The sequence below is a fragment of the Ramlibacter sp. AN1133 genome, from assembly GCF_037890035.1.
Lineage (GTDB): Bacteria > Pseudomonadota > Gammaproteobacteria > Burkholderiales > Burkholderiaceae_C > Ramlibacter.
In genome coordinates this window covers 19936-31944 of record NZ_JBBKTQ010000015.1, presented here as the reverse complement: position 1 = coordinate 31944, position 12009 = coordinate 19936, and the positions used below count along the sequence as shown (strand labels likewise).

The following is a 12009-nucleotide window of genomic DNA, read 5'->3' as shown; positions in this document are numbered from 1 at the left end:
CCCCCTGCGCCGCAAGCCCGTTGGCCAAGCTCCGTGCAGAAGCCGCCGCGCGGCAACCGCCCGTCGGTCGAATCGCAGCTGAGCGAAACGCGAAGTGACGAAACGCGCACCGGCATGTAGCCGCTGGTAAGCGCGCGAGGGCCCCCCGCGACGCCGCCGAACAATCGAACTGTCGAACGGAAGAAGAACTGCACGCTTCAAAGCGGCGGCCACGACAGAATGAAAAGTCTTGCTCTGAATGGGAGAGCGAGCGACGGGGCTCAGAGGAAGCCCGGGCGTTCGCCGATGGGAGAGGCGCTGGTCTACGTGCTGCTGGCGGTGCTGCCGCTGGCGGCCTGGGACGTCAGCCGGCGCGGACTGTTCCGGCCCGGCGACGACGTGGGCTACTGGCTGGGAGTGGCGGGCGGCACCATGATGCTGCTGCTGTTCGCCTATCCCCTGCGCAAGCACCTGCGGTTCGCGCGCGGCTGGGGGCGGGTCAAGGGCTGGTTCCTGGTGCACGTGGTGCTGGGCATCGGCGGACCCTTGCTGATCCTGTTGCATACCACCTTCAGCGTCGGCTCGCTGAACGCCGGCGTCGCCCTCTTCAGCATGATCGCGGTGGCGCTGAGCGGCGTGGTCGGGCGCTTCCTCTACACCCGGGTGCACCGCGAGCGCAACGGCCGGCAAGTGAGCTTCGAGGCGTTGCGCACGCGGGCGGGGCTGGACCAGCACGAGGCGCGCTCGCGCCTGGCCTTCGCACCGGAAGTCGAGCAGCGGCTGATCGCCTTCGCGAAGGCGGAGCTGCAGGCGCGCCCCGGGTTGCGGACCTGGCTGCGGCAGGCGCTGCTGCTGCCGGCCAGGCAGTGGCTCGTGTACCGGCGTTGCGTGCGCGAACTGCAGGCGCCGCTGGACCGGCTGGCGCGGCACGCCGGCTGGTCGGAAGCGGATCGCCGCCGGCGCGACCGCCTCGCGCGCAAGCTGGTGCGCCGTTACCTGGCCGCGGTCGTCAGCGTGGCCGGCTTCACCGCGTGCGAGCGCCTGTTCTCCCTGTGGCACGTGGCGCACATCCCCTTCGTCTACATGCTGGTGCTCAGTGCGGCGGTGCACGTGGTGGCAGTGCATGCCTATTGAGGGGAACGAAGATGCCCCCCGACTGCACCGTCCCCTGTCGCGGCTGGCGCGCTGGCGTGCTCGCGGTGGTGCTGGCGCTGCTCGCCATGCTGCTGCCCACGGCGGCGCGCGCGCAGGGCGGGGTCGAAAGCGCCCTGTCGCCGGGGCCGCTGATCGAGGGCCACGCCAAATACGACGCCGACTGCGGCAAGTGCCATGTGCGCTTCGACCGCAAGGCGCAGGAAGGGCTCTGCCTGGACTGCCACAAGGAAGTGGCGGCCGACGTGCGCAGCAAGGCGGGCTACCACGGCCGCATCCGCAACCGCGACGCCTGCCGCAGCTGCCACACCGACCACAAGGGCCGCACGGCGCGGATCTCCAGCTTCGAGCCCCGCAAGTTCGACCACCGCCAGACCGACTACCTGCTGCGCGGGGCGCACGAGCAGGTCGAGTGCGCCCGCTGCCACCTGCCGCAGCGCAAGTACCGCGAGGCGCCGCAGGACTGCGCGTCCTGCCACGGCAAGGACGACGTGCACAAGGCCTCGCTGGGCCCGCGCTGCGCCGACTGCCACACCGAGTCGGACTGGAAGAAGGCGCGCTTCGATCACTCCACCTCGCGCTTTCCGCTGGCGGGCAAGCATGTGGACGCCAGGTGCGCGGACTGCCACAAGGACAACCGCTACCAGGAGACGCCGAGGGACTGCCAGGCCTGCCACCGCGCCGACGACGAGCGCAAGGGCCACAAGGGGCAGTTCGGTCCCAAGTGCGAGACCTGCCACAACGCGAAGGCGTGGAAGCCCAGCGACTTCAGCCATGACCGCGACACCCGCTACGCGCTGCGCGGCAAGCATGCGGGCGCCACCTGCGTGGCCTGCCACAAGACGCCGCTGTACCGCGCCAGGCTCAGCCAGGACTGCATGGCCTGCCACAAGGCGGACGACAAGCACCAGGGCACGCTCGGGTCCGACTGCGCCGCCTGCCACGGCGAGCGCAGCTGGAAGGAGCCGCCGCGCTTCGACCACGGCGCCACCAGCTTCCCGCTGCTCGGCGCGCACGCCAGGGTGGAATGCAAGGGCTGCCACCGCGGCCCGCTGTTCAAGGAGGCGGCCCGCGAGTGCATCGGCTGCCACCGCAAGGACGACAAGCACGCGGGCTCCCTGGGCACCGCCTGCGCGGACTGCCACGCGGAGACCACCTGGAAGGAGACCCGCGCCCGCTTCGACCACGACCGCACCCGCCTGCGCCTGCGCAATGCGCATGCGGCGGCCATGTGCAGCGCGTGCCACCGCGATGCCAAGGACTACCGCGGCGTGCCGGTGGACTGCATCGGCTGCCACCGCAAGGACGACAAGCACGAGGGCCAGCTGGGCCTGAAGTGCGAGAGCTGCCACGGCGACAAGTCCTGGAAGGTCGACAGGTTCGACCACTCGCGGGCCCGCTACCCGCTGGTCGGCCGGCACCTGCGCGTCGAATGCAAGGAGTGCCACCGCAGCGCCCGCTACAAGGACACGCCGCGCGAGTGCCTGGCCTGCCACCGCAAGGACGACCGCCACGACGGGCGCCTCGGCGCGCGCTGCGAGAACTGCCACAACGCCCGTGACTGGCCGCTCTGGTCCTACGAGCACGGCAAGACGGCCTTCGCCCTCGACGGGGCCCACCGCAAGGTGCGCTGCGAAGGCTGCCATCGCAAGCCGGCACCGGCCGGCAGGGACACGGCACCGCTAGGCGTGACCTGCGCCGCGTGCCACGGCGCCGAGGACGTGCACGGCGGCCAGTTCGGAGTCCGGTGCGAGCAGTGCCACGTGAGCGAGAGCTGGAAGACCCTCAGGGGCCAGGCCGGCTTCCCGGATAACCGCGCCCCGCAGGGCGGGAGGGGAAAACCATGAACGGGATTGCAGGGAAGGGATCGATGCTGGTTCGCTGGCTGCTGGCGTTGCTGCTGGCAGTGGCCGGCGGGGTGCTGCTCGCGCAGTCGGTGGCGTCGCGCGTCGCGGAGCATGCCAAGACCGGCTACGCGCTCACGGGCTCGCACACCAGCGCGCGCTGCGAGGACTGCCACCAGCAGGGGGTGTTCCGCGGCACGCCGCGCGACTGCGCGAGCTGCCACGTGCGCGGCGCGCGGCTGGCGGGCAGCAACGCCGTGCTGCCGGCGGTGCACATCCCGACCCGGGCGACCTGCGAAACGTGCCACAACACCGTGCGGTTCGCCGGCGCGAAGTTCAATCACATGGGGACCTCCGCGGACCAGTGCGGCAGCTGCCACAACGGCGTGCTGGCGGGCGGCAAGCCGGCCACCACGGTGCATGCGGCCGTTGCGGGCAACTGCGGCGACTGCCACAAGTCCGCGGTGAGCTGGACCCCCGTCGCGCCCGATCACGGCACGTTCAGCGCCGCCACCGCATGCGCCTCGTGCCACAACGGCGGCACGGCGGGCGGCAAGCCGGCCACGCACATGCCGACCACGGGCAACTGCCTGGCCTGCCACACCGTCGCGGCCTGGAAGCCGGCGACCTGGAACCACACCCAGCAGGCGGTGGCCAACCAGTGCGCGAGCTGCCACAACGGCACCGTCGCCTCGGGGCGGGCGGGCAACCACATCCCCACCCAGTCGCTGGCCGGCGTGAGCATCGGCAACTGCGACAGCTGCCACAAGGCCGGCTTCAGCAACTGGTCGCCGGGCTATTTCCATCGCAACGTGACCGTGTCCAACCAGTGCGCGACCTGCCACCTCTCGGCCAGCTACGGCCTGAGCGCCAAGCCCGGCACGCCGGTGCACACCGGGGTCAACGGCAACTGCGAGAGCTGCCACAACGCGACCGACAGCTGGCAGTCCACCGTCAAGCCCGACCACGGCCAGCTGCCCGCCGGCTCGATCTGCGCGTCGTGCCACAACGGCACGGCGGCCGGCGGCAAGCCCGCGAATCACCTGAGCACCACGGCCAACTGCAGCACCTGCCACACGGGGACGGCGTGGAAGCCGACGACCTGGAACCACACGCAGCAGGCGGTGGCGAACCAGTGCGCGACCTGCCACAACGGCACCATCGCCAGCGGCCGCTCGGCCAACCACATCCCCAACCAGTCGCTGACCGGCGTCACCATCGCCAACTGCGACAGCTGCCACAAGGGGGGCTACGGCAGCTGGGCGCCGGGTTACTTCCACCGCAACGTGACGGTGGGCAACCAGTGCGCCACCTGCCACCTGGCCGGCACCTATGGCCAGACCTCCAAGCCGAACACGGCGATCCACGCCAGCGTGACGGGCAAGTGCGAGAGCTGCCACACCTCCACCGCGAGCTGGCAGTCGACCAGCAAGCCCGATCACGGCGCCTTCACGGCGGCGACGAATTGCGCGAGTTGCCATAACGGCAGCACCGCCGGTGGAAAGACCGCTACGCACCTTCCCACCACGGCCAACTGCATCTCCTGCCACACGGTCGCGGCGTGGAAGCCCTCGACCTGGACCCACACGCAACAGGCGGTGACGAACCAGTGTTCGACCTGCCACAACGCCACGATCGCATCGGGCCGCTCCGCCAACCACATCCCGAACCAGTCGCTCACCGGCGTCAGCATCGGCAACTGCGACAGCTGCCACAAGGCCGGATACAGCAACTGGTCGCCCGGCTACTTCCACCGCAACGTGACGGTCGGCAACCAGTGCGCCAGCTGCCACCTGGCCGGCACCTATGGCCAGACCTCCAAGCCGAATACGGCGATCCACGCCAGCGTGACGGGCAAGTGCGAGAGCTGCCACAACTCCACCGCGAGCTGGCAGTCGACCAGCAAGCCCGATCACGGCGCCTTCACGGCGGCGACCAACTGCGCGAGTTGCCACAACGGCAGCACGGCAGGGGGCAAGACGGCCACGCACCTTCCGACCACGGCCAACTGCATTTCCTGCCACACGGTCGCGGCGTGGAAGCCCTCGACCTGGAACCACACGCAGCAGGCGGTCGCGAACCAGTGTTCGACCTGCCACAACGCAACGATCGCATCGGGCCGGCCGGGCAACCACATCCCGAACCAGTCGCTCACCGGCGTCAACAGCGGCAACTGCGACAGCTGCCACAAGGCAGGGTACAGCAACTGGTCGCCCGGCTACTTCCACCGCAACGTGACGGTCGGCAACCAGTGCGCCACCTGCCACCTGACGGGCAGCTATGGGCTCACGTCCAAGCCGAATACGGCGATCCACGCCAGCGTGACCGGCTCCTGCGAGGGTTGCCACAACTCCACCGCGAGCTGGCAGTCGACCACCAAACCAAACCACAGCCTGTTCACCGCTGCGACCAACTGCGCGACCTGCCATAACGGCAGCACGGCCACCGGCAAGACGGCCACGCACCTTCCCACCACGGCCAACTGCATCTCCTGCCACACGGTCGCGACCTGGAAGCCCTCGACCTGGAACCACGGGCAGCAGGCGGTGACCAACCAATGCTCGACCTGCCACAACGGCACGATCGCCAGCGGCCGTTCGGCCAACCACATTCCCAACCAGTCGCTCACCGGCGTCAACATCGGCAACTGCGACAGCTGCCACAAGGCCGGCTATGCGAGCTGGACGCCGGCGTCCTTCCACCGCTCCGCGACGGTGAGCAACCAGTGCGCGACCTGCCACCTCACGGGCAGCTACGGCCAGACCGCCAAGCCGAATACGGCGGTGCATGCCAGCGTGACCGGCTCCTGCGAGGGTTGCCACAACTCCACCGCGAGCTGGCAGTCGACCACCAAGCCGAACCACAGCCTGTTCACCTCGGCGACCAACTGCGCGACCTGCCATAACGGCAGCACGGCCACCGGCAAGACGGCCACGCACCTTCCGACGACGGCCAACTGCATCTCCTGCCACACGGTCGCGACGTGGAGGCCCTCGACCTGGAACCATACCCAGCAGGTGGTGACGAGCCGGTGCTCGACCTGCCACAACGGCACCATCGCCAGCGGCCGCCCGGCCAACCACATCCCCAACCAGTCGCTCACGGGCGTGAGCCTGCCCAACTGCGACAGCTGCCACAAGGCCGGCTACGCGAGCTGGACGCCGGCGTACTTCCACCGCTCCGCGACGGTGAGCAACCAGTGCGCCACCTGCCACCTCACGGGCAGCTACGGCCAGACCGCCAAGCCGAATACGGCGGTGCATGCGAGCGTGACCGGCGCGTGCGAGGGCTGCCACAATTCCACCGCGAGCTGGCTGTCGACGACCAAGCCGAACCACAGCCTGTTCACGCCCGCCACCAACTGCGCCAGCTGCCACAACGGCAGCACGGCGTCGGGCAAGAAGGCGAACCACCTCCCGACCGCCGCGAACTGCATCGCGTGCCACACCACCACCACGTGGATTCCTTCCACCTGGAACCACACGCAGCAGGTGGTCACCGGCCAATGCTCGACCTGCCACAACGGCTCGATCGCCAGCGGCCGCCCGAGCAACCACATTCCGAACCAGTCGATCACGGGCGTGAGCCTGCCCAACTGCGACAGCTGCCACAAGGCCGGCTACGCGAGCTGGACGCCGGCGTACTTCCACCGCTCGGCGACGGTGAGCAACCAGTGCGCCACGTGCCACCTCACGGGCAGCTACGGCCAGACCGCCAAGCCGAACACGGCGGTGCACGCCAGCGTGACCGGCGCGTGCGAGGGCTGCCACAACTCCACCGCGAGCTGGCTGTCGACCACCAAGCCGAACCACAGCCTCTTCACGCCCGCCACCAACTGCGCCAGCTGCCACAACGGCAGCACGGCCTCCGGCAAGAAGGCGAACCACCTGCCGACCACTGCGAACTGCATCGCGTGCCACACCACCACCACGTGGATCCCTTCCACCTGGAACCACACGCAGCAGGTGGTGACCGGCCAGTGCTCGACCTGCCACAACGGCGCGATCGCCAGCGGACGCACGGCGAACCACATCCCCAACCAGTCGATCACGGGCGTGAGCCTCCCCAACTGCGACAGCTGCCACAAGGCCGGCTACGCGAACTGGGCACCGGGCTACTTCCACCGCTACGCGACGGTGAGCAACCAGTGCGCGACCTGCCACCTCACCGGCAGCTATGGCCAGACCGCCAAACCCGCGACGGCCACCCACGCGGGCGTGACGGGCAGTTGCGAAAGCTGCCACCGGTCCACGGCGAGCTGGCTGACCGTGACCTATGCGCACGCGCCGCAGAACGCGGTCGGCACCGGCACCTGCGACAACTGCCACATGGGGCAGGTCAATGCGGTGAAGAAGCCCGCCAACCACATCCCCGTGCTCGCCGGCACCGCCAAGTGCGATGCCTGCCACCTCTCGCAGGCGAGCTTCGCGACCAGCGTGACGATGAACCATTCAGCCGTGGCGACGGCCACCTGCAGCAGCTGCCACAACGGCGCGTACACCAGCGCGGGCAACCAGGGTGCGCTCGCCAAGCCGACCAACCACATCCCCGAGGCGCAGCTGCTCAATGGCGCCACGATGGACTGCAAGGCCTGCCACACCGGCACCGCCAGCTGGACCGCCGTGCGCATGAACCACAACAACTCGATGGGCAACGGCGCCGGCTGGTGCAAGTCCTGCCACCAGAGCGGCACCAGCTACCTCGGGAACATGGACCGCAAGTCGCTCACCCACCGGGGCGGCAGCTCGGTGAAGACGGACTGCTCGCAATCGGGTTGCCACCGGCCCCTGGGCAGCACGGGATCCGCCTACAGCCGCTGGAACTGACCGACGCCACCAAGAACCATCATGTCACCCCTGCTCACCCCGCGCGCCGTGCCTGCCCTGGTGCTGGCCTGCGCCGCATCGCTTGCCCAGGCCCAGCTGCTGGAGGACGTCGACATCCGCCGCGAAGGCCGCGACGCCGTCGCTTCGATCCGCTTCGTCACGTCGGTGCAGCTGCAGCGCACCGTGGCATCGCGCTCCGGCGACCTGGTGCAGGTCTACTACCAGCTGCTGCCCACGGCGGACACCTTGCGCCCGCTGCCCGGCGAAAGGCGGCTGGCCGGCGGCGGCACGCTGCCGCAGCTGGTGGTGACGGAGGAGCCCGACGAGGCCAGCGGCGCTTCCCGCCGCAAGGTGGTGGTGCGCTTCAGTTCCCCCATGCGCTTCACGGTGCGGCCGGGCCGCGCCCGCAACACCATCGACATCGTGCTCCCCGGCCTGGGGGCCACGGTGCCGCTGGCGTCGCCCAAGGCGGGCACCCCGGCGCCGCTGCCGGGCCGCTACGTGGTGGAGGTGTTCCGCTCGATGCGCCCGGACGACTCGCCGCAGGCATCGATCCCGTCGGCCTTCCAGGACAAGGTGGTGTTCTCGACCCGGCAGGTGATCGACGGCCAGCCGGTGTATGCGATCAACGTCGGCTACTTCGACACGCAGGAGGAGGCCCGGGCCGCCCTGCAGGTGCTGCGCCAGCGCTTCCCCGGGGCGCAGATCCAGGCGCTGCAGCCGCCCACGGCCGTCGCCCGGACGGCGGCCGAATCCGCGCCCGCATCCGTGGCGAAGCCGGCCGCCGAGCCCGCACCCGCAGCCGCGGCCCCGCCAGCCGAGGCGCAGGCCTCGCCCGCCGACGTGGACGCGCAGGCGGCGACGCTGCTCGCGCAGGCGCAGGCAGCCTACGACACGGGCGACGCGGCCGCGGCCGTCACCGCGCTCAACACCCTGCTGAACCTGCCGCCCAACGCTTCGACCGCGCGCGCGATGGTGCTGATCGGCGAGGCGCGCCTGAAGGCCGGCGACGCGGCCGGGGCGCGGCGCGAATTCGAGCTGTTCCTCAAGCTGCACCCCGAGGCGATGGAAGCGCCGCGCGTGCGCGAGCTGCTGTCCACGCTGCCCGCGCCCGCGCCCGCGCGCACCGCGGCCCGCGAGCCGCGCAAGATCGAGCCGGTGACCGTCACGAGCGGTTCGCTGTCCACCTTCTACTTCGGCGGCCGCTCCAAGGTGCGCACGCAGGAGTTCGAGGATTCGCCGATCGGCGGCGCAGCGGCGCTGCTGTCCGACGCCACCCTCGCCTCCACCGACCTGAAGCAGGTGCAGACCAGCGCGGACCTGACCTGGCGCCACCGCTCCTCCGACGTCGACCAGCGTTTCGTGTTCCGCGACAGCTTCACCGCCGACCTGCTGGGCGCCCGCCCCGATCGCAACCGCCTTTCCGCCCTGTACTACGAGCACCGGCTCCCGGGCAGCGGCACCGGGCTGCGGGTGGGGCGGCAGTCCCCCAACGGCTACGGCGTGCTGAACCGCTTCGACGGCGTGCAGGGCAGCTTCGGCTTCGCGCCCAAGTGGAAGGTCAACGGCGTCTGGGGCAAGCCTACCGACAAGCTGCTGGACACGCGCCGGGTGTTCTACGGCGCCTCGCTGGAAGCGGAAGCGCTCACGCCGGAGCTGTCCGGCAACGTCTACGCGATCCAGCAGACGATCGACCGCGAGGTGGACCGCCGCGCGGTCGGCACCGAGCTGCGCTGGTTCCGCAACGGCATCTCGGTCTCCGGGCAGCTCGATTACGACGTGGCGCTGCGCGGCCTCAACATCGCCACGGCCCAGGGCACGTGGCAGCTGCCGGACACCACCACGTACAACGCGCTGTTCGACCGGCGCGCGGTGCCGATCCGCACGCTGGGCAACATGCTGTTCTTCCAGGACCCGAGCCTGCTGGCGCCGGCCCGCTCGGTCGCCGACCTGCTCGCGGCGACTCCGCTGGAGGAGTTGCGCCGGCGGGCGGATGGCGTGACGCCGATGCAGACGCAGGCCACGCTCGGCTTCACGCGGCCGGTCGTGCCGGACTGGCAGGCCGGGGCCGACCTGCGCTACACCAAGGTCGACCCCATTCCCGCCGTGCCCGTGATCCTTCCCAACGGGCAGCCGGGCACCGGCAACCTGTGGGGCGCCGGCGTGCAGGCGATCGGCAGCAACCTGTTCTCGCTGCGCGACACGCACGTCTTCAACGTCACCTACCTGACCAGCCCCGCCTTCGTCGGCAAGCTGTTCTCGTACAACAACCTCACCAGCCTGAACGGGACCTGGCAGCTCGAGCCCGCCCTGCGCTACTACACGCAGTCGGACACGACCGGCACGAAGATCCGGCGCTGGACACCGGTGATGCGCACCATCTACCGGCTCGCCTCGCTCTTCACGATCGAAGGCGAGCTCACCTACGAGCTGACGCACACCACCGGGCCGCTGCGCAGCGAAGACGCGAACCGCCTGTTCTTCTATCTCGGCGGCCGCTACCAGTTCTGAGTCGCCCGGGGGTCCCGCATGCACATGGAGAACCTGTTCCTCTACCTCGCCGTGATCGCGCTGGCGATGACGCTCTACCTGCGGCGCCAGCGGCGCCGACACGCCGCCGACGCGGCCGAACTGGCGCAGGCGGTGCAGGGCGGCCTGGCCGAGCCCGCCACCCTGCATCCGGTGGTGGATCCGGACCGCTGCATGGGCGGGGGCTCCTGCAACAAGGCCTGCCCCGAGGGCGTGCTGGGGGTCGTCGACGGCAAGATGGCGCTGAAGAACGCCGCCGCCTGCGTGGGCCACGGCGCCTGCGTGGTCGCCTGTCCGACGGAGGCGATCCGGCTCGTGTTCGGCAGCGAGAAGCGGGGCGTCGAGATCCCGCACATCAGCCCGGACTTCGAGACCAACGTGGCCGGCATCTACATCGCCGGCGAGCTCGGGGGCATGGGCCTGATCCGCAAGGCGTGCGAGCAAGGCCGCCAGGCGATCGCGGCCATCGGCCGCCAGCGCGCGGACACGCGGGTCGACTACGACGTGGTCATCGTGGGCTGCGGGCCGGCGGGCCTGTCGGCGGGCCTGTCGGCCCTGCGCCATCGCCTGCGCTACCGGATCATCGAGCAGGAGGACTCGCTGGGCGGCACGGTGTACCACTACCCGCGGCAGAAGCTCGTGATGACTTCGCCGGTCGAACTGGACATCGTCGGCAAGATGAAATTCACCGAGGTGCGCAAGGAAAGCCTGCTGGAGTTCTGGAACGGCGTGGTGGAGCAATCCGGCCTGCAGATTTCGTTTCGCGAACGCATGGATGCGGTGGAGCGCGCGGGCGACCACTTCGTCGTGCGCACCAGCTGCGGCAGCCACACGGCGCGCGCGGTGCTGCTGGCCATCGGCCGCCGGGGCACGCCGCGCAAGCTGGAAGTCCCGGGCGAGGAGTCGCCCAAGGTGGCCTACCGGCTGCTCGACGCGCAGCAGTACGCCGGCCAGCGCGTGCTGGTGGTGGGGGGCGGCGACAGTGCGCTGGAAGCCGCCATCGCGCTGTCGGAAACGAGCGGCACGCGGGTGACGCTGTCCTACCGCGGCGAGGCCTTCTCGCGCGTGAAGCTGAAGAACCGCATGCGGCTGGAGCAGCAGCAGCGCTCCGGGCGGGTGCAGGTGGTGCTCGGCTCGCGGGTGGAGCGCATCCTCGCCAACGAAGTCGAACTGGTGCGCGACGAGCAGGTGCTGCGCGTGCCCAACGACGCCGTGATCGTCTGTGCCGGCGGGCTGCTGCCGACGCCCTTGCTGCAGAAGATCGGCATCCGGTTCGATACCAAGTTCGGCACGGCCTGAACGAAAGAAGGGTGCGTCGTTGATTCCGAGGAGACAAACCGAAGGGCGACCGATGGTTACCTTCGGTTCGCCGGTTGCCTCCGACCCGGACCAGGACGTGACCGTCCGCCTCGACGACTGTCCCCCGGCGCGGATGAGACCAGCGCCCTGGACTGGCGCCGCGCCCGCGCCTCCTCCTTGATGTCGCCGAGTCGGACGGTCACGCCCTGGTCCTCCCCGGCGCGGGTGCGAGCGCACTGCCTCTCCGTGAGCGTACCCAGAGGTCGGCGACTGCGTCAACCGAAGCCGCACTCCCGCGGTCGACACGCTGCAGGGCCAGTCCGTGGCTGTCCGGCTCAGCGACATCAAGGAGGAGGCGCGGGCGCGGCGCCAGCGCGGGC

General features: G+C 70.3%; 5 protein-coding genes. All 5 read left to right on the top strand.

Going from position 1 to position 12009, the window contains the following annotated elements; translation table 11 throughout:
• The first annotated feature begins 285 nt into the window (after window positions 1-285).
• The 5 genes from WG923_RS19565 to WG923_RS19545 are packed head-to-tail and all read left to right on the top strand — an operon-like array spanning window position 286 to window position 11629.
• Complete coding sequence (locus WG923_RS19565; RefSeq protein ID WP_340352668.1) at window positions 286-1113, top strand: hypothetical protein; 828 nt, start codon at window positions 286-288, stop codon at window positions 1111-1113.
• An 11-nt stretch (window positions 1114-1124) separates the two neighbouring features.
• Window positions 1125-2978 (top strand): cytochrome c3 family protein, encoded by a 1854-nt coding sequence (locus WG923_RS19560; protein WP_340352667.1) that lies wholly within the window; start codon window positions 1125-1127, stop codon window positions 2976-2978.
• Window positions 2979-3001: 23 nt separating this feature from the next.
• Window positions 3002-7801, top strand: coding sequence for a cytochrome c3 family protein (locus WG923_RS19555; RefSeq protein WP_340352666.1), 4800 nt, complete (start codon window positions 3002-3004; stop codon window positions 7799-7801).
• A 21-nt stretch (window positions 7802-7822) separates the two neighbouring features.
• A complete protein-coding gene (locus WG923_RS19550; protein ID WP_340352665.1) occupies window positions 7823-10312 on the top strand; it encodes a tetratricopeptide repeat protein in 2490 nt (829 codons plus the stop codon).
• A gap of 18 nt (window positions 10313-10330) precedes the next feature.
• Window positions 10331-11629 (top strand): NAD(P)-binding domain-containing protein, encoded by a 1299-nt coding sequence (locus tag WG923_RS19545; protein ID WP_340352664.1) that lies wholly within the window; start codon window positions 10331-10333, stop codon window positions 11627-11629.
• Window positions 11630-12009 lie beyond the last annotated feature (380 nt).

What these genes read in the sequence shown, in the direction of transcription:
- WG923_RS19565 (WP_340352668.1), top strand. Translation starts at nt 286, where the DNA reads ATGGGAGAGGCGCTGGTCTACGTGCTGCTGGCGGTGCTGCCGCTGGCG.
- WG923_RS19560 (WP_340352667.1), top strand. Translation starts at nt 1,125, where the DNA reads ATGCCCCCCGACTGCACCGTCCCCTGTCGCGGCTGGCGCGCTGGCGTG.
- WG923_RS19555 (WP_340352666.1), top strand. Translation starts at nt 3,002, where the DNA reads ATGCTGGTTCGCTGGCTGCTGGCGTTGCTGCTGGCAGTGGCCGGCGGG.
- WG923_RS19550 (WP_340352665.1), top strand. Translation starts at nt 7,823, where the DNA reads ATGTCACCCCTGCTCACCCCGCGCGCCGTGCCTGCCCTGGTGCTGGCC.
- WG923_RS19545 (WP_340352664.1), top strand. Translation starts at nt 10,331, where the DNA reads ATGCACATGGAGAACCTGTTCCTCTACCTCGCCGTGATCGCGCTGGCG.